This is a genomic window from Geodermatophilus sp. SYSU D00700 (assembly GCF_054050255.1).
The window spans coordinates 13,347-29,813 of the sequence record NZ_JBJGZA010000014.1; the positions used below are offsets into that span (position 1 = coordinate 13,347).

Consider the following 16,467-nt stretch of genomic DNA (forward strand, 5'->3'; position numbering starts at 1 on the left):
CGGTCGGACCGCGGTCGGCGTCGTCTGCAGGTCCAGGTCCCGGGGGGCCACGGACACCGCCGAGCCGGAGCCGAGCCGCCCCAGCGGTCGATCAGCGCCCGGCGCGCAGACGCCGGTCGGTGCGGTGCACCGCCGCCCGGATGGCCGGTGCGCGCCGGGGGTGCACCCGGGCGTTGGGGCTGTCCGGGCCGTGTCGGCGCAGCATCTCCGCCAGCCGGTCCTCCACGGTCATCACCTGACCGTCGGGGCCGGTGGTCTGGTCGGCGTAGGTCAGTGCGTCGGCGACCGGGCCGCAGGCGTAGCGGGGCTCCGGGAAGGCGCGCATCGGGCCGGCCAGTCCGCGGTCCGCGGCGATGAACCGGGCCGCCGAGTGGTGCGCGACCAGCCCGGCCAGCGACTCGGGCCAGCCGAGGTCCTGCAGGTGCCAGGCGCCGTCGAGGGGGTGGAATCCCGACCGGTGCAGCCGCGGCGCGTAGCCGATGTCGTGCAGCCAGGCGGCGGCGACCAGCACCTCGCGGTCGGCTTCCGGCACCGCGGTGGCGATCGCGGCGGCACGGCGGGCGACGCCCTGGGTGTGCTCCCAGCGGCCGTCCGCGTCGGTGAGCAGGTCACGGGCGAGGCCGCGGGCGGCGTCGGCGAGTGGATGCCGTGCGACCGCGTCGTGCAGCCCCCGCTGTTGGAGGTCGGGCACGTCGGTGACGGTACGCCCGCGCGCCGTGACCCGCGCCCGGTTGGCGCGCGGACACCGAGCACCGCGCCGCCGGCGGATGCCGAGTGGAAGATGAACAGTTGGTTGCCGCGGTCGTGCGACCCGGGCGCCGTCGGCCACCCTGCCCACGCGGCAGCCTCGCGACCGTCCCGTCTCCACCCTGCCGCTCGGGCTGTCCCAGTGGCTCCGCCGGGACCTGCCAGGCGGCTGCGCAGGGGCTGCGACGTCCCGGTCACCCACCTCGTCGCCGACGCTGCCGCGACCACCTGACGGACCGGGACGGGAGGCCGTCGGCCCAGGTCAGGGCAGCCTTCCCTCGCTGGCGAGGGCCCCGCCGGACTGTCACCCTGAGGCCATGACGACGATGCAGGAACTCCCCCAGGTGCAGGACTGCTCGGTCAGCAGCTGCTCCTACAACGCGGACTCTGCCTGCCACGCGGGCGCCATCACGGTCAGTGGCGACCACGCCCACTGCGGCACCTTCGTCGAGATCTCGTTCCGGGCCGGCCTCGACCGCACCGGGATGGTCGGCGCGTGTCACCGCTCCGACTGCCGGCACAACGAGCAGCTCGAGTGCACCGCGCCGGGTGTCCGGGTCGGCCCGGCGGCCGACGCGGCCGACTGCCTGACCTACGAGGCCAGGTAGTCGAAGCCCCCCACCGGCTCGAGGGACAGCTCCCCGGCGGCACCGGCGCGCAGCGCGCCGTCGGCGAACGACAGCGCGGCGACGGAGTCGGCGTCGTCGACGAGGACGGCGCAGCCGGGGCCTGCGAGCGGACGGACGGCGGCCAGCACCGTCCGTCGGTCGGCCGCGGTCAGCCCGTCGGTGAGCCGGTCGACCAGCACGATCGCGGCTCCGTCGCGGCCGGCCTGCGCCAGGGCCTCCAGACGCGGCCCGACGCCCTCGGCGGCCGACGCCGACAGCCGCCGGGCCGGGACGGCACCGTGCCCGTCGGCGCAGCGACCCGTGCTCTCGTCGAGCGCCGCCATCACGTGGCGGCGGACGCGTTCCGGTCCGAGCAGCACGGTCACCTGTCCGAGCGGTAGCCGCAGTCCCATCGAGCCTCCCTGGGTAGAGCAAAGGGAAGCCTAACCTCATCGCGGCGCGCGCGTCCACGCCCGCACGGGATCCGGGGAACGGGAACGGCCGCATCCGGGTGTCCGGTGGGACGGCCGGGACTGCTGTGGCGGACCGTGCCGGACACGCACCGGCCGGTGCTTCTCCGGCCCCGCCCGGGCTCGGACGCTGGCGTCATGACGACGACCGCCTACTCCTACGGGACCGCCCACGCCGTCGTGATGGTCGGCTCGGTCGGCACGCCGGAGGGTCTCCAGCCGCGGCAGATCGGACCGGCACACGCCACCATCGGCCGGGTCCAGGGCCGCAGCCGCAAGTCGCTGTGCGGTGCCTACGTCGCCGTCGACGACGAGACCGTGTGGCCGCCGGAGGGCTACGAGGACCACCAGCTCTGCCAGGAGTGCGCCGAGCTCGCCCGCCTCTGACCCGGCCGCTCAGCCCCCGGCCACCGAGGGCAGCACCTGCACGACGGCGCCGTCGCGGACGGCGGTGTCCACGCCCGCCGCGAACCGCACGTCGTCGCCGTCGACGTAGACGTTGACGAACCGGCGCAGCGCCCCGGCCTCGTCCCGGATCCGCCGTTCCAGCACCGGGTGCTCGGTGGCGAGCGCGTCGAGCAGGCCGGCGACCGTGCCCGGCACGGGCTCCACCAGCAGCCGCCGCTGCCCGCCCACCAGGTCGGCGAGCACCCCGGGCAGGAGCACCTCGACGGTCATGCCGGCCGCGCCGCGCGCACGCTGAGGACGTCGGGCAGGTGGGCGGCCACGAGGGTGAACGAGTCCCCCTCGTCCCGGCTGGCGTAGACGCAGCCGTCGCGGGTGCCGACGTACACCCCGGTCGGGTCGGCCTCGTCGACGCAGACCGCGTCGCGCAGCACGGCGGTCCAGGAGGCGTCGGGCAGCCCGTCGCCGAGCTCGGTCCAGCTCTCCCCGGCGTCCCGGGTGCGGTGCACCCGCAGCCGGCCGCCGGGCGGGGTCCGGTCGGCGTCGGCCACCAGCGGCACCACCCAGGCGGTGCCCGGCGTCCGCGGTGAGGCGGCCACGGGGAAGCCGAAGTCGGCGGGCAGCCCGTCGGCGATCGAGGTCCAGCGCCCGCCGGCGTCGTCGGTGCGGAAGACGCCGAAGTGGTTCTGCGCGTAGAGCCGGTCGGGGTCGGCAGCGTCGACGGCGACCTTGTGCACGCACTGGCCGTACTCCGGCGGCGGCCCGGGGAGGAACGACGTGGTGATGCCGGAGTTGCGCGGCTCCCACGAGGTGCCGCCGTCGTCGCTGACGTAGACGCCGCCGGTGCTCATCGCCACGACGACGCGGTCGCCGGTGGGGTGCGGCAGCACGGTGTGCACGGCGCCACCGCCGCCGCCGGGCTCCCAGGTGGGCCGGTGCGGGTGGTCCCACAGCCCGCGGACCAGCGCGAACGTGCGGCCGCCGTCGTCGCTGCGCCACAGCGAGTGCGGCTCGCAGCCGGCCCAGACGACGCCCGGCCGCCCGGCGACGTCGGGCCGCAGCTGCCAGACCCGGGCCAGCGCGGCGCCGGTGTCGGCGGGGAAGCGGATCGCGCCCTCGTCGGTCTCCGACCAGGTGCGGCCGAGGTCGTCGGACCAGGTGACCGTGGGACCCCAGTGGCCGTAGGTCACCCCGGCGAGCACACGCGGCGCCGGGCCGCGCACGTCCAGACCGACCGCGGCGACCTCCTGCGCCACCAGGTGCGGCCCGTCCAGCTGCCAGGTGCGGCGGTCGTCGTCGCTGCGGGCCAGCCACAGCCCCTTGCGCGTGCCGATGGCGAGCAGGTCGGTCACGGCGCCCTCCGGTGTCCGGTGGGGCCCGGCCGGCCCCGCTCACCAGGGACAGACCGCCGTGCAGGCCGGAACTGAGCGGTGCGAGCGCGGGTCAGCGGCGGGTGGCGCCTCCGGGGCCGTCGCCGGTGGCCGGGGCGTGGCCGTCGCGATCGGCCACGCCGGGCGCGAGCTTCTCCGCCTCGGCCCGCAGCCGCTCCGCGGCCGACGCGTGTTCCTGGGCGCTGGCCGCCCGCTCGCGGGCCTCCTGCTCCGCCAGGCGGGTCCGCTCCTCGACCTCGGCGCGCTCGCGGCGGGCGCGGGCTGCCTGCTCCTCGGCCAGCGCCTGCTCCTTCTCCGCCTGCGCGCCGCGCAGCCGGGCCTCGTCCAGGCGCTCGCGCGCCTGCAGGCGCTGCTGCTCGCGGCGCCGGGCGCCGGCCACCCTGCTGCGCTTGGCCAGCGCGAGGGCGATCAGCGCCAGCACCACCAGCGCCACCACCACGATGAGGACGATCACCCAGGTGTCCACGACGCCTCCCCTTCTCCGAGAACCGCTGGTGAGGTGCCCTCCGCGGCGGCTCAGGAAACGGAGATCACTGCAGGGCGCTGCCGGCCCGCCACTGGTCCCAGGGGATGGTCCAGTCGGCGATGTCCGAGGTCAGCGTGCCGGCGTCGGAGTTGACGATCTCGACGACGTCCCCCGGCCGGGAGAACTCGTAGAACCAGCGGGCGTTCTCGTCGGAGAGGTTGATGCAGCCGTGGGAGACGTTCTCCCGGCCCTGCTGCGCCACCGACCACGGGGCGCCGTGGACGAACTCGCCGCTGTCGGACAGCCGCACGGCCCACTTGACCGGCGTCCGGTAGCCGTCGGGGCTGTCGACGGGCACGCCGTAGGTGCTCGAGTCCATGACCCGGTCGGCGTTGAGCTCGGTGACCACGTGCGGGCCGTTGTAGCTCGGGTTCTCCGGGCTGCCTGCGCTCATCGGGAAGTCCTGCACCAGCCGGTCGCCGTCGTGGACCTGCAGCCGATGGGTGGCGGCGTCGGCGATCGAGACGTGCCGGGCACCCACGCGGAAGGAGACGGTGCGGTCCTCCCGGCCCCACACGCCGTCGCCGAACGGGACGCCGTAGAGGTCGGCCTCGAGGGTGACGTCGGTGTCCGCGGGCCAGTACTGCGAGGGCCGGAAGTGCACCTCGGTGTCGTCGATCCAGCTCCACACGCCGTCGGTCGGGGTGGAGCTGGTGACCAGCAGGTGGCTCTCGACGGCGGCCTTGTCGGTGACCGGCTGCTCGAAGAAGACGCGGATGGGCATGCCGACGCCCACGGTCTGCCCGTCGAGCGGGCCGATCGCCGGGGTGGCCAGCGCGTCGGGGACGGCGGTGGTGAAGGTGCCGGTCGCCTCGGCGCGCTCGTCCTCGGCGTTCACCGCGGCGGCCGTGACCGTGTAGGTGGTGCCCCACTCCAGCGGGGTGTCGGGCGTCCACAGCTCGGTGCCGTCGGTCGCGCCGTCGGCCACCTGCCCGGGCACGTCGGTGCCGGCGCCGTCGGTCACGCTGACCTCGGCCAGCTCGCCGTCGGTGACCGAGATCTCCACCGGGTCGCCCGGGGCGACGTCGGCCGCGCCGTCGGCGGGGGCGAGCCGCAGCTGCGGCGGAGGCGCGTCAGCGGGCGTGGTCGCCGTCGCCGAGGCGGACGAGGAGGACGACGAGGCCGACGCCGACCCGCCGTCGCCGCCCGCGCTGCACCCGCCGACCAGCGCCAGCACCCCCACCGTGACCAGCGCCGCTGTCCGTCGCACGCCTGCTGCCCGCCCTTCGGTCCCGCCCGCCCGCGACCCGGCCGGGCGCGGCTGCACCCGGCCCAGTGTCCACGCCGTGAACGGGGAGTGGCGGTTCGTCGGTCCCGCCCCCGGCGGCGACCGCCGGCCGGGCGCTGGTATCGTTCCCTCCCGGAGCCCACGCAGGCGGGCGACACGCGCCATTAGCTCAATTGGCAGAGCAGCTGACTCTTAATCAGCGGGTTCGGGGTTCGAGTCCCTGATGGCGCACCACTCCCCGACCAGCGGCTCCCTCCTCCGGAGGGGGCCGCTTCGTCGTCCCCGGGGCAGCCCAGCGCGGGTCACCCCGTCAGCCGGTGCTCGTGCAGCCGCCCGGGACGCCCCTCGAGCCGGACGTCGCCGACGGGCACGAAGCCCACGCTGCGCAGCACGCCCAGCGAGGCCATGTTGTCCAGCGCGGCGGCGGCCACCAGCCGCCGGAGCCCGTAGCGCTCCCGGGCGAGTCCGAGGACCCGACGGACCCCGCCCGTGGCCACGCCGCGGCCGGCGACCCGTTCGGCCACCCGGAAGCCGAGTTCGGCCTGTCCGTCCTCGACGTCGACCAGGTTGACGCGGCCGACCACGCGCCCGTCGTCCTCGACCAGGACGTGGAAGTGGCAGTGACCGGCCGCCTGCTCCGCGAGCAGGGCGGCGTGCCGCTCTGGGAAGGAGGCGAAGTACCCGTCCCCCCGGTCCGGCACGGACCGCGCGAACCAGGCCCGGTTCTCCTGCTCGAAGGCGAGCACAGCGGGGGCGTGGTGGAGGGCGAGGCGCTGCAGGTCCGGCACGCGTCCGAACGTAGTCAGGCGGTCACGCCGCTCACCCGGGCGCCGTGCCCTCGCACAGCGGCAGCTCCGCCACGGTCAGCGCGGCGAGCCGCTCGTCGAGGGCCCGGTAGTCCTCCCCCTCCCGCTCGAGGAACGCCGCCCAGGCCGGCTCGTCCCGCCAGCGGTCGACCGTGACGAAGCGGGTCCCGCCCTCGGCGCTGCGGAACAGCTCCGTGCCGGCGTAGCCCTCGGCGCGGGCGAACAGCCGTGCCCAGTCGCCGTCGGGGCCGTAGGCCGCGACGAACCGGTCGACCGCCGCGGGCAGCACGTCGAACTGCCAGATCCGCAGGTACACGGGCGGTCAGCTCATCCGCAGCCCGTGCTCGGCGAGGGCCTCGTCGAGGATCCGCAGCGCCTTCGGGCCCACGCCGTGCAGCGCGGCCAGCGACGTGCGCGGGACGCCGGCGAGTTGGTCGAGGCGCGTGTAGCCGGCCAGGCGCAGGGCTCCGGTGGCCGGCGCGCCGATGCGCGGCAGCTCGTCCAGTGGCGTCACGCCCCGGACCGTAGCGCCGCTCGGTGACGGTCAGCTCCGGACGGCGCGCACCACCCTCCGGACGCCGAGCACCGCAGCCCCGGCGCCGGCGATCCACGGCCCGGCGACGACCACCGGGTCGAGGAGCTGGTGCCGCGCGTCGCTGCGACCCCGCCGCGACCGCAGCCCGCCGCGGGTGACCTCCGTCCGCAGGCCGGTGGCGGGCACGTCGGGGCGCAGCGAGGCGAACGACCGCAGGTGGGCACCCCACGCGTCGACCCGGTCACCGGCGATCAGCAGCAGCCAGTGCGCCAGCCGGCCCTCGCTGAACCGGGCGTAGGCGACCCGGCGGATCGCCCCGGACAGCCCGTGCAGCGGCTGCGCGGTGCCGAACACCGGCGTCACGAAGGCGTGCTCGATCGAGCGCTCCCTGCCCTCGCCGCCCGGCTGCCGCTCGGGGAAGTCCCAGTGGGCGCCGGTGTCGGCCGGGTACTGCAGCTTCGGGTACGACGGCCGCACGGCCGGGTCGAGGTCGGCGCCCCAGCCGGGGATCCGGGCGCGCAGCTCCTCGCGGCTCGGCGGCGGTGTGCGCTTGTCCCGGACGTACGCACTCGGGATGGCGCTGGGGACGTCGGGGTCGGTCACGGGGGCTCCTCAGGCCGCGTCGGGCACGATCACCGGCTTGATGCAGCCGTCGAGCTTGCTGGAGAACACGTGGTAGGCCTCGGCGATCTCCTCCAGCGGGAAGCGGTGCGTGACCACCTCACGCGGCGTCAGGTGGCCGTTGCGCACGTGCTCGAACATCCGCGGCCACTGCCGCTTCACCGGCGTCTGGTTCATCCGCAGGGTGAGCCCCTTGTTCAGCGCGTCGCCGAACTTCACCGCGTTGGGGATCGGCCCGTAGGCGCCGACGACGGCCACCGTGCCGCCTTTGCGCACCCCGTCGATCGCCCAGTTGAGCGCGACCGGCGACCCGCCCTGCAGCTTGAGCTTGGTCCCGGTCACGTGCTGCAGGAGGTTGCCGTCGGCCTCCGCACCCACCGCCTCGATGACGACGTCGGCGCCCAGGAAGTCGGTCTGCTCCTTGAGCTCGACGACGACGTCGTCGTACTGGTCGTAGTCCAGCGTCTCGGCGTGGGCCATGGTCCGCGCCTTCTCCAGCCGCTCCTGCAGGTGGTCGACGACGATCACCCGGCCCGCGCCCATCAGCCACGCCGACTGGGCGGCGACCAGGCCGACCGGCCCGGCACCGAGGACGACGACCGTGTCGCCCTCGGCGATGTCGCCGAGCTGGGCGCCGAAGTAGCCGGTAGCGGCGGCGTCGGTCATCACGACGGCGTCCTCGTCGTGCAACCAGTCGGGGATCCGCACCGGGCCGACGTCGGCGAACGGGACGCGGACGTACTGCGACTGGCCGCCGTCGTAACCGCCGGTCGTGTGCGAGTAGCCGTAGATGCCCCCGACGGCGGTCGCGTTGGGGTTGACGTTGTGGCAGTTGGAGTACAGGCCGCGGGCGCAGAACCAGCACGACCCGCAGAAGACGTTGAACGGCACCATGACCCGGTCGCCGACCGACAGGTTCTGCACCGAGGGCCCGACCTGCTCGACGACGCCGATGAACTCGTGGCCGAAGGTGTGCCCGACCCGGGTGTCCGGCATCAGCCCGTGGTAGAGGTGCAGGTCCGAGCCGCAGATGGCGGCCAGCGTGACGCGGACGATCGCGTCGTTCGAGTGCTCGATCGCCGGGACGTCCTTGTCCTCGACCCGGACCTTGTACGGCCCGCGGTAGACCATCGCGCGCACGGTGTCTCCCTCTGTCGGCGAGGACCGGTCCGGCCGGCCGCTGCCTGCGCCGTGCCCGGGGTCCGCACGACGGAAACGGGCCGCCGTCAGTCGGCCGTCGCGCCCGGGCCGCCGGGGACGTCGTCGTCCGGGCGCCGCCACCCGCCGGCCACCGCGGTGACCTCGGCCAGCAGCGCCCGCAGCCCGGCGGCCCGGTCGCCGAGCTCCTCCTCGTATCGCGCCAGCACGCCGGCGGCGTCGGCGGCGAGGTCCCGCCCGCTGCCGGTCAGCCGCACCAGCCGGCCGCGGCGCCGCGCGGGGTCGGCCACGGTCTCGAGCAGCCCCAGCCGCACGAGACCGGCCACCAGGTCCTGCTGGGCCTGGCGGGTGGTGCCCAGCCGCCGGGCCAGCTCGGCCGGCGGGGTGCCGCCCGGGCCGAGGTGGGCGAAGACCAGCGACTGCGCGGCCGTCAGCCGCGGCCACCCGCGCGCGGCCAGCTCCTCGCGCAGGGCGGCGTCGAACGCCCGGCCGGCCTGCAGCAGCAGGTAGGCCAGCGGCAGCTCCGCCCGCCGTTGCACGGGTGTCAGGTTACCTGACACCATCGGGTCAGGGCACCTGACACGGAGGGAGACGGACGTGCACGTGGTGGTGTTCGGAGCCGCGGGCGGCGTGGGCCGGCACGCGGTGCGGCTGGCGGCCGAGCGCGGTCACACGGTGGTCGCGGTGGCCCGCCGCCCGGTAGGGCACGCGGGGGTGGAGGAGCGCACCGGGGACGTCCGCGACGCCGTCCTGGTCGCGAAGGCGGTGGAGGACGCCGACGCCGTCCTGTGGTGCGTCGGCGTGACCAAGGGCTCCGGCGGGGACGTGGGCCGCGCGGCGCTGCCCGGGCTGGTGACCGCCATGGGCGAGGCCGGTTCGCGCCGGTTCGTGGGCGTCTCCGGGGCCGGCTGCGACCTCCCGGGTGACCGCAAGGGCGCCGGGGCGCGGTTCGTCTCCGGCCTCACCCACCGGCTGGCCCGCGACGTCGTCGAGGACAAGGAGGGCGAGTACCGACTGCTCGCCGCCTCGGACCTGGAGTGGACGCAGGTGCGTCCGCCGCGGCTGGCCGATCGCCCCGGCACCGGCCGCTACCGCCTGACCACGGAGGCGCCCGGGCTGCGTGCCGCGCCGCTGGCCAAGGCCGACGCCGCCCTGGCCATGGTCGAGCTGGCCGAGGGGCGCGAGTGGCTGTCGGCGGCGCCGTTCGTCGTGGCCGGCGACCGGTGACCGTCCTCGTCGCCGGCGCCACCGGCACGGTCGGCGGCGAGGTCGTCCGCCGGCTGGCCGCGCTCGGCGCCGACGTGCGCGCCGGTGCGCGCGACCCGGAGCGGGCGGCCGCGGCGCTCCCGGCCGGGGTGTCCACCGTCCGGCTCGACCTGGAGGACGCCGGCAGCTGGCCGGCCGCCCTCGACGGCGTCGAGGCGCTGTTCGTGCTGCGCCCGCCCGACGTCGCCCGGGTCGAGCGGCTGCAGCCCTTCCTCGACGCGGTCGTCGCCGCCGGGGTGCGGCGGGTGGTCGTGCTGTCGGTGCAGGCGGCCGGGCGCAACCCGCTGCTGCCCCACCGGGCCCTGGAGAAGCGGGTGGAGGCCACCGGCCTGGCCTGGACCCACCTGCGGCCGGCGAACTTCTACCAGAACCTGCTCACCGTGCACCGCGAGGAGATCCGGGACCGGTCGCGGATCTCGGTGCCGGCGGGCAACGGGCGGACCGCGCACGTCGACGTCCGCGACCTCGCCGAGGTGGCCGCCGCGGCGCTCACCGGGCCGGGACACGAGGGACGCGCCTACGAGCTGACCGCCCGGGAGGCCCCGACCTTCGCCGAGATCGCGGCCACCCTGTCGGCGGTGCTGGGCCGCCCGGTGGTCTACCCGCACCCCGGGGTGGTCGCCTTCGCGCGGGAGAAGCTGGGCGAGGGCACGCCGCCCGGGATGGTCCTGGTGATGACCCTGCTGTTCTCGACCAGCCGGCTGGGCCTGGCCGCGCGCACCACCGGCGACCTCGCGCGGCTGCTCGGCCGGGAGCCCACCACGCTGCGGCAGTTCGTCGAGGACCACGCCGACGCCTGGCGGCCGGAAACCGGTTGAGCCCGTCCCTACCGTCGGCGGCATGACCACCGCCCCCGTGCTCGAGCCGGTGCACCGTCCGGAGGACGGCGAACTCGTCGGCCACCTGGCCGCCGCGCCGTGCGACGGCGGGTGGACCGCGCACGCCGTCCCCGGCACGCCGCTGCGGGCCTTCGCCACGCGCGAGGAGGCGGTGTCGTTCCTGCGCGCCCGCGGGCTGGCGCTGCTGGCCGAGCGGTGGGAGTACCGCCCGGCCGACGGCGGCGAGCCGCGCACGGCCTGGCTGGTGGAGGCCCGGCCCGGCGCCGTCGTCGTCCGGTTCGGCTACGACCCCGCGTCGGTGACCCTGACCGGCGCGGACCTGGAGCGGCTGACCCCGGCATAGCGGCCGACCGGCCGGCGTTCCGCGGGTGTGAGCAGCCCGCGGGACGTCGACGTCGTGGTGGTCGGGGCGGGGCAGGCCGGCCTGTCCGCCGCGTACCACCTGGCCCGGCAGGGCTTCGCGCCCGGCAGCGGCTTCGTCGTCCTCGACGGCGACGCCGCGCCCGGCGGCGCCTGGCAGCACCGCTGGCCCTCGCTGACGCTGGCCACCACCCACCGGGTGCACGAGCTGCCGGGGCTGCCGTTCGAGCCGGCGTCCGAGGACCTGCCCGCCGCCGAGGCGGTGCCGGCCTACTTCTCCGAGTACGAGCGGCGCTTCGACCTGCCCGTGCAGCGGCCGGTTCGGGTGTCCGCGGTCCGCCGCACCGGCGACGGCCGGTTCCTCGTCGAGTCCGACGCCGGCACGTGGCGGGCGCGCGGCGTCGTCAACGCCACCGGCACCTGGACCCGCCCGTTCGTGCCGCACTACCCGGGCCAGGAGACCTTCCGCGGCCGGCAGCTGCACACGGTCGGCTACCGGGGGCCCGCGGAGTTCGCCGGGCGGTCGGTGGTGGTCGTCGGTGGCGGCGCGTCGGCGGTGCAGCTGCTCGGCGAGATCGCCCCGGTCGCCCGCACCACGTGGGTGACCCGCCGGCCCCCGGTCTGGCGCGAGGGGCCCTTCGGCGAGGAGCAGGGCCGGGCGGCGGTCGCGCGGGTGGCCGACGCCGTCCGCGCCGGCCGGATGCCCGGCAGCGTCGTCGGCGTGACCGGCCTGGTGGTCACCCCCTGGGTGCGCCGGGCGTTCGACGACGGCGTCCTGACCCGGCTGCCGGTGTTCGACCGGATCACCCCCGACGGCGTGGCCTGGGACGACGGCCGGTTCCTCGCCGCCGACGTGCTGCTGTGGGCCACCGGCTTCCGCGCCGCCGTCGGCCACCTCGCGCCGCTGCGGCTGCGCACCCGCGACGGCGTAATCCCCGTCGAGGGCACCTCCGCCGTCGGCGAGCCCCGCCTGCAGCTGGTCGGCTACGGCCCGTCGGCCAGCACGATCGGCGCCAACCGGGCTGGGCGCGGCGCCGCGGTGACGCTGCGCCGGCTGCTGGCCGCGGACGACCTGCCGCGCACCGCCTGACCCGCCCCGGGCGCTCCCCCACCGCTCGGTCGGGGGCGGATCAGGGTCGGGTCGGGGGAACGCCCGGATGTGCCGGGCACCCCGCCGGCGGGAGCCTTCCGGTCCATGACCTCCTCCCCTTCCCCCTCCCGGCGGTGACCCCGTGATCGTCGCCACCGAGCTGACCAAGCGCTACGGCGACCGGGTCGCCGTCGACGGCGTCTCGTTCACCGTCCGCCCGGGTCGCGTGACCGGGTTCCTCGGCCCCAACGGCGCGGGCAAGTCGACGACGATGCGGATGGTCATCGGCCTGGACCGACCCACCTCCGGCACGGTCACCGTCGACGGCGCCCGCTACGCCGACTCTCCCGCCCCGCTGCGCGCGGTCGGCGCGCTGCTCGAGGCCCGCGCCCTGCACCCGGGCCGCACCGCCCGGGCGCACCTGCGCTGGATGGCCGCCAGCAACGGCATCCCGGCGGCCCGGGTCGAGGAGGTGCTGGGCCTGGTCGGGCTGGAGGCGGTGGCCGGCCAGCGGGTCGGCCGGTTCTCCCTGGGCATGGGCCAGCGGCTGGGCATCGCGGCGGCGCTGCTCGGTGACCCGCCGGTGGTGGTGCTCGACGAGCCGGTCAACGGCCTGGACCCCGAGGGCATCCGCTGGGTGCGCACCCTGGCCCGCGACCTCGCCGCCGAGGGCCGCACGGTGCTGGTCTCCAGCCACCTGATGGCCGAGATGGCGCTGACCGCCGACCACCTCGTCGTCGTCGGCCGCGGCCGGGTGCTGGCCGACTGCTCGACCGCCGAGTTCATCGCCGAGCACGCCGCCTCCTTCGTCCGGGTGCGCTCCCCGCAGGCCGGGCGGCTGGCCGAGCTGCTCCGCCGGTCCGGCGCCGACGTCACCCGCGACGGCGACGACCTGCGCGTGCAGGGCGTCGACACCGCGACCACCGGCGAGCTCGCCGCCGGCGCCGGTCTCGTGCTGCACGAGCTCGGCCTCGTCACCTCCTCGCTGGAGGAGGCGTTCATGACCCTGACCGCCGGCAGCGTCGAGTACGCCGCCGCCCGCCCCGCCGAGGTGACCCGGTGACCGCTCCCGCCCTGGCCGCTCCCCGCACCGCCCCGCTCCCCCCGGGCGGCACCTCGCTGCCCCGCACCGTGCACGCCGAGTGGATCAAGCTGTGGTCGGTGCGCTCGACCGGCTGGTCGGTGGCGGCGATGGTCGCCCTCGGCGCCGGTCTCACCACCCTCGTCTGCGCCCTGGTCGCCCCCGACCTCGCCGCCGGGCAGACCGGCGAGCCGGTCGGCGCGTTCATCACCTGGGGACTGCTGTTCGCGCAGGTGACCGCCGTCGTGCTCGGCGCGCTGACGGTCACCAGCGAGTACGGCACCGGCATGATCCGCGCGACCCTGGCCGCCACCCCGCGCCGCGGCACGGTGCTGGTGGCCAAGGCGCTGGTGCTCAGCGGCACGCTGTTCGTGGCCGGCGTCGTGACCGCGTTCCTCGGCTGGCTCGGCGGCAACGCCTTCCTGTCCGCCGAGGGCATCGGCATCGCCCTGGGCGACGACGGGATGCTGCGTTCGCTGCTCGGCAGCGGCCTGTACATGGCCGGGCTCGGCCTGCTCGCGATGGCCGCGGGGCTGCTGCTGCGCTCGACGGCCGCCGTCGTGTCGGTGGTGCTCGCGCTGGTGTTCCTGGTCGGCAACCTGGTGATGCTCCTGCCCGGCGCGCTCGGCGAGTGGCTGACCAAGCTCATGCCGGGCAACGCCGGCTCCCGGATCGCCACGCCGGAGACGTTCAACCCGCTGCTGCTCGAGCCCTGGGCCGGGTTCGCCGTGTTCGCCGTCGAGGTCGCCGTCGTGCTCGCGGTCGGGGCGCTGGTCTTCACCCGCCGCGACGCCTGAGATCGCCCGAGCAGGGACCGCCCGGCAGCCGGGGGCGGCGGGCGGGCACAGTGGAGGGGTGACCTCCCCCGATCCCGCCGCCCTCGGCCGCGAGCGTGCCGGCCTGCTGCTGAGCCGACTGGAGGACGGCGACGGCCCCGGTGCCGACGCCGTCCTCGCCGACGTCGACGAGGTGCGCGACCTCGTCTACGTCGGCGCCGCGCTCACCTCGCTGGCCCGCACCGAGGGCCGGGCGCTGCCGCCGGCCCAGCGGGCGCAGGCCAACACCCGCCAGCTGCGCCTGGGCGGCGTCCGCGACGCCGCCCGCGACGACCCGGCCGCGCTGCGGGCCTGGCTGCGCCGCTCGGCCGAGGAGGTCCTGCTGCTGCGGTCGCTGCGCGCGGCCGCCGACCGCATCGCCGGCTGAGCCGCCCCTAGGCGGGGACCGGCGCCGCGTCGTCCGCGGCCCGGGACCGCGCCGGGACGACGGCGGCGGTCCGGGCCTCGAGGTGCACGCCGGCGATCATGCAGCGCACCGACCCGCCGGCCAGCTCGACGGTGGGCACCGCGACCGGCAGCAGCCGGGCCGAGGCCTCGATCAGCCGCCGCTGGCCGGTGTCCAGGCTCGCCGCCGCGCGGGCCGACAGCGCCAGCACCGGCCCGTCGCTGCCGAGCACCTCGATGGCGTTGCCGGCGAACTCGCCGATCTGCCGGCCCGTCAGCGGCACGACGGTGCGCCCGCCGGCGGCCAGCCGGGTGCACAGCTGCTCCCGCTCGGCGGCCGAGGGCAGCATCTCCAGGGCCACCAGCGCGTACTCGCCGCCGACGCTCATCATCACGTTGGTGTGGTAGATCGGCCGCCCCGCGGCGTCCACGGCGTCGAAGACGACCGGCTCGTAGCCGAAGACGCGGCAGAAGCGCTCCAGCGCGACCGGGTCGACCCGCCGCGAGCGCGCGACGTAGGCGACCCGGTGCACGTGGTCGAGCACCATCGCGCCGGTGCCCTCGAGGAAGACGCCGTCGTGCTCGAGGCCGGACAGGTCGACCACCTCGTGCACCCGGTAGGCCGCCTTGAGGAACTCGACGACGTCGCCGCGCCGCTCCCGGCGGCGGTTGGCCGCGTACATCGGGAACAGCGCGACCCGCCCGTCGGCGTGGGTCGACAGCCAGTTGTTCGGGAAGACGCTGTCGGGCCGGTCGGGCTCGGGGTCGTCGAACAGGTGCACCCGCACCCCCACGCCCGTGAGCGCATCGGCCAGCGCGGTCACCTCGTCGTGCGCGCGGCGGGCGAGGACGGCGGGGTCCCCACCGACCTCCGCGGCCTGGAAGGCGTTGTCGGCCAGCGTCTGCGGGTTGGGCTGGAAGGCGTGGGGCCGGACCAGGACGACCGCGGCGGGTGCCTGGCCGGAGAGGTCCGGCGCCGTCACGAGGGGATCGGCGTGAGCGCCGCGACCATCCCGAACAGGTCCTTGGGGTCCTCGGGCTCGGCCACGAGGTCGATGTCGTCGACCCACGGCGTGCCGCGCACCGCGTCGCGCACGTAACGCAGCGCGGACAGGTCCTCGATCGCGAAGCCGACCGAGTCGAAGAGGGTGACCTGCTCCGCGGAGGTCCGCCCCGGCCGGCGGCCGGTGACGACCTCCCACAGCTCGATGACCGGGAAGTCCCGCGGCATGGCCTGGATCTCGCCCTCGACCCAGGTCTGCGGGGGGAACTCGACGAAGACGTCGGTGTCCTCGCGCAGCAGGATGGCCGGGTCGAGCTCGGTCTTGCCGGGGCAGTCGCCGCCGATGGCGTTGAGGTGCATGCCCGGCTCCACCCACTCGGTGGACAGCACGGTGGCGCGGGCCTTGTCGGCGGTGCAGGTGGTGACGACGTCGGCGCCGCGGACGGCGTCCTGGGCGGAGCGGGCGACGCGCACGCTGAACCCGAGCGGCTCGAGGTTGCGGACGAGCTTGTCCATGGCGGCGGGGTCGGTGTCCCAGACGGCGACGTCGTTGATGCCGAGGGCCGCGCGCATGCCCAGCGCCTGGAACTCCGACTGGCTGCCGGCGCCGATGAGCGCGAGCGTGGTCGAGTCGGGCCGGGCGAGGTGGCGGGCGACCATGGCCGAGGTCGCGGCGGTGCGCAGCGCGGTCAGCAGCGTCATCTCGGCGAGGAACACCGGGTAGCCGTTGGACACGTCGGCCAGCGCGCCGAAGGCGCTGACGGTCTGGAAGCCGCGGGCGGGGTTGCTCGGGTGACCGTTGACGTACTTGAAGGCGTAGGTCTCGCCGTCGCTCGTGGGCATCAGCTCGATCACACCGAAGGGCGTGTGGCTGCCGACCCGGGCGATCTTGTCGAAGGACTCCCAGCGGCGGAAGTCGTCCTCGATGTAGCGGGACATCCCGTCGATGATCCGCTGGGGGCCGGTGTCTGCGGTCCAGCGGACCATGTTGCGCACGTCGACGAACATGGTCATACCGAAACGGTATGACTTGGCGATCTGTACACACAATGAGCAGGGAGCGCGCGTCATGCTCGCGGGTCATACGACCTGAGCGGTGCCGCTGTACGGTCT

At 76.0% G+C, this 16,467-nt stretch carries 23 protein-coding genes and 1 tRNA gene; 10 read left to right on the plus strand and 14 right to left on the minus strand.

Annotation, left to right across the window (positions count from 1 at the left end; all coding sequences use genetic code 11):
- Nucleotides 1–91: 91 nt before the first annotated feature.
- Nucleotides 92–691 carry an HD domain-containing protein gene (locus ACI79V_RS12295; protein ID WP_456889616.1) on the minus strand — a complete coding sequence of 200 codons (600 nt, stop codon included), beginning with the start codon at nt 689–691 and terminating at the stop codon, nt 92–94.
- 373 nt (nt 692–1,064) lie between these two features.
- On the opposite strand from ACI79V_RS12295, the gene ACI79V_RS12300 reads away from it, so the two are divergent.
- Nucleotides 1,065–1,355: a DUF1540 domain-containing protein gene (locus ACI79V_RS12300; protein WP_456873440.1), complete on the plus strand. Its 291-nt coding sequence runs from the start codon at nt 1,065–1,067 to the stop codon at nt 1,353–1,355.
- Here ACI79V_RS12300 and ACI79V_RS12305 read toward each other — a convergent pair.
- Complete coding sequence (locus tag ACI79V_RS12305) at nt 1,340–1,768, minus strand: hypothetical protein (protein WP_456889618.1); 429 nt, start codon at nt 1,766–1,768, stop codon at nt 1,340–1,342. The genes ACI79V_RS12300 and ACI79V_RS12305 overlap by 16 nt on opposite strands.
- Nucleotides 1,769–1,963: 195 nt before the next feature.
- Between ACI79V_RS12305 and ACI79V_RS12310 the strand changes: the two genes are divergently transcribed.
- On the plus strand, nt 1,964–2,212 hold the full coding sequence (locus tag ACI79V_RS12310; RefSeq protein WP_456873442.1) for a hypothetical protein: 249 nt from the start codon (nt 1,964–1,966) through the stop codon (nt 2,210–2,212).
- Between the two features lie 9 nt (nt 2,213–2,221).
- Here ACI79V_RS12310 and ACI79V_RS12315 read toward each other — a convergent pair whose 3' ends face one another.
- The 4 genes from ACI79V_RS12315 to ACI79V_RS12330 all read right to left on the minus strand — a co-directional run bounded on the left by ACI79V_RS12315 (nt 2,222) and on the right by ACI79V_RS12330 (nt 5,357).
- Complete coding sequence (locus tag ACI79V_RS12315; protein ID WP_456889620.1) at nt 2,222–2,503, minus strand: MoaD/ThiS family protein; 282 nt, start codon at nt 2,501–2,503, stop codon at nt 2,222–2,224.
- Entirely contained in the window at nt 2,500–3,582 is a 1,083-nt protein-coding gene (locus ACI79V_RS12320) for a WD40/YVTN/BNR-like repeat-containing protein (protein WP_456889622.1), read from the minus strand. Before ACI79V_RS12320 ends, ACI79V_RS12315 begins: the two co-directional genes overlap by 4 nt.
- A gap of 91 nt (nt 3,583–3,673) precedes the next feature.
- Nucleotides 3,674–4,087, minus strand: coding sequence for a hypothetical protein (locus ACI79V_RS12325; protein WP_456889625.1), 414 nt, complete (start codon nt 4,085–4,087; stop codon nt 3,674–3,676).
- 64 nt (nt 4,088–4,151) lie between these two features.
- Nucleotides 4,152–5,357 (minus strand): L,D-transpeptidase, encoded by a 1,206-nt coding sequence (locus tag ACI79V_RS12330; protein WP_456889626.1) that lies wholly within the window; start codon nt 5,355–5,357, stop codon nt 4,152–4,154.
- 176 nt (nt 5,358–5,533) lie between these two features.
- Between ACI79V_RS12330 and ACI79V_RS12335 the strand changes: the two genes are divergently transcribed.
- Nucleotides 5,534–5,609 (plus strand) — tRNA-Lys (locus ACI79V_RS12335).
- 68 nt (nt 5,610–5,677) lie between these two features.
- On the opposite strand, the gene ACI79V_RS12340 is transcribed toward ACI79V_RS12335, so the two are convergent.
- The 6 genes from ACI79V_RS12340 to ACI79V_RS12365 form a co-directional block, all read right to left on the minus strand.
- The gene (locus ACI79V_RS12340) at nt 5,678–6,163 is read right to left on the minus strand and encodes a GNAT family N-acetyltransferase (protein ID WP_456889627.1); all 486 of its coding nucleotides are present in this window, start codon (nt 6,161–6,163) and stop codon (nt 5,678–5,680) included.
- A gap of 31 nt (nt 6,164–6,194) precedes the next feature.
- Entirely contained in the window at nt 6,195–6,497 is a 303-nt protein-coding gene (locus tag ACI79V_RS12345; protein WP_456889628.1) for an antibiotic biosynthesis monooxygenase family protein, read from the minus strand.
- 6 nt (nt 6,498–6,503) lie between these two features.
- The gene (locus tag ACI79V_RS12350; protein ID WP_456889629.1) at nt 6,504–6,695 is read right to left on the minus strand and encodes a DNA-binding protein; all 192 of its coding nucleotides are present in this window, start codon (nt 6,693–6,695) and stop codon (nt 6,504–6,506) included.
- Nucleotides 6,696–6,725: 30 nt separating this feature from the next.
- Complete coding sequence (locus ACI79V_RS12355; protein WP_456889630.1) at nt 6,726–7,319, minus strand: hypothetical protein; 594 nt, start codon at nt 7,317–7,319, stop codon at nt 6,726–6,728.
- 9 nt (nt 7,320–7,328) lie between these two features.
- Nucleotides 7,329–8,468: a zinc-dependent alcohol dehydrogenase gene (locus ACI79V_RS12360; protein ID WP_456889796.1), complete on the minus strand. Its 1,140-nt coding sequence runs from the start codon at nt 8,466–8,468 to the stop codon at nt 7,329–7,331.
- Nucleotides 8,469–8,563: 95 nt separating this feature from the next.
- Nucleotides 8,564–9,034: a MarR family winged helix-turn-helix transcriptional regulator gene (locus ACI79V_RS12365; RefSeq protein WP_456889631.1), complete on the minus strand. Its 471-nt coding sequence runs from the start codon at nt 9,032–9,034 to the stop codon at nt 8,564–8,566.
- Nucleotides 9,035–9,092: 58 nt separating this feature from the next.
- Here ACI79V_RS12365 and ACI79V_RS12370 point away from each other — a divergent pair, with 58 nt between their 5' ends.
- The 7 genes from ACI79V_RS12370 to ACI79V_RS12400 all read left to right on the plus strand — a co-directional run bounded on the left by ACI79V_RS12370 (nt 9,093) and on the right by ACI79V_RS12400 (nt 14,334).
- Nucleotides 9,093–9,722, plus strand: a complete 630-nt coding sequence (locus ACI79V_RS12370; RefSeq protein WP_456889632.1) for an NAD(P)-dependent oxidoreductase — start codon at nt 9,093–9,095, stop codon at nt 9,720–9,722.
- Complete coding sequence (locus tag ACI79V_RS12375; RefSeq protein WP_456889633.1) at nt 9,719–10,579, plus strand: NmrA family NAD(P)-binding protein; 861 nt, start codon at nt 9,719–9,721, stop codon at nt 10,577–10,579. Before ACI79V_RS12370 ends, ACI79V_RS12375 begins: the two co-directional genes overlap by 4 nt.
- Nucleotides 10,580–10,601: 22 nt before the next feature.
- Nucleotides 10,602–10,943 (plus strand): hypothetical protein, encoded by a 342-nt coding sequence (locus ACI79V_RS12380; RefSeq protein WP_456889635.1) that lies wholly within the window; start codon nt 10,602–10,604, stop codon nt 10,941–10,943.
- A gap of 27 nt (nt 10,944–10,970) precedes the next feature.
- Nucleotides 10,971–12,050, plus strand: coding sequence for an NAD(P)-binding domain-containing protein (locus tag ACI79V_RS12385; RefSeq protein WP_456889637.1), 1,080 nt, complete (start codon nt 10,971–10,973; stop codon nt 12,048–12,050).
- 142 nt (nt 12,051–12,192) lie between these two features.
- On the plus strand, nt 12,193–13,113 hold the full coding sequence (locus ACI79V_RS12390; RefSeq protein ID WP_456889638.1) for an ABC transporter ATP-binding protein: 921 nt from the start codon (nt 12,193–12,195) through the stop codon (nt 13,111–13,113).
- Nucleotides 13,110–13,928: an ABC transporter permease gene (locus ACI79V_RS12395; protein WP_456889639.1), complete on the plus strand. Its 819-nt coding sequence runs from the start codon at nt 13,110–13,112 to the stop codon at nt 13,926–13,928. Before ACI79V_RS12390 ends, ACI79V_RS12395 begins: the two co-directional genes overlap by 4 nt.
- 58 nt (nt 13,929–13,986) lie before the next feature.
- On the plus strand, nt 13,987–14,334 hold the full coding sequence (locus ACI79V_RS12400) for a hypothetical protein (protein ID WP_456889641.1): 348 nt from the start codon (nt 13,987–13,989) through the stop codon (nt 14,332–14,334).
- A gap of 7 nt (nt 14,335–14,341) precedes the next feature.
- Here ACI79V_RS12400 and ctlX read toward each other — a convergent pair whose 3' ends face one another.
- Together ctlX and ACI79V_RS12410 are read right to left on the minus strand one after the other, a co-directional pair.
- Entirely contained in the window at nt 14,342–15,334 is a 993-nt protein-coding gene (gene ctlX / locus ACI79V_RS12405) for a citrulline utilization hydrolase CtlX (protein WP_456889642.1), read from the minus strand.
- Nucleotides 15,331–16,368 carry an ornithine cyclodeaminase gene (locus ACI79V_RS12410; protein WP_456889644.1) on the minus strand — a complete coding sequence of 346 codons (1,038 nt, stop codon included), beginning with the start codon at nt 16,366–16,368 and terminating at the stop codon, nt 15,331–15,333. Before ACI79V_RS12410 ends, ctlX begins: the two co-directional genes overlap by 4 nt.
- Between the last annotated feature and the right edge of the window lie 99 nt (nt 16,369–16,467).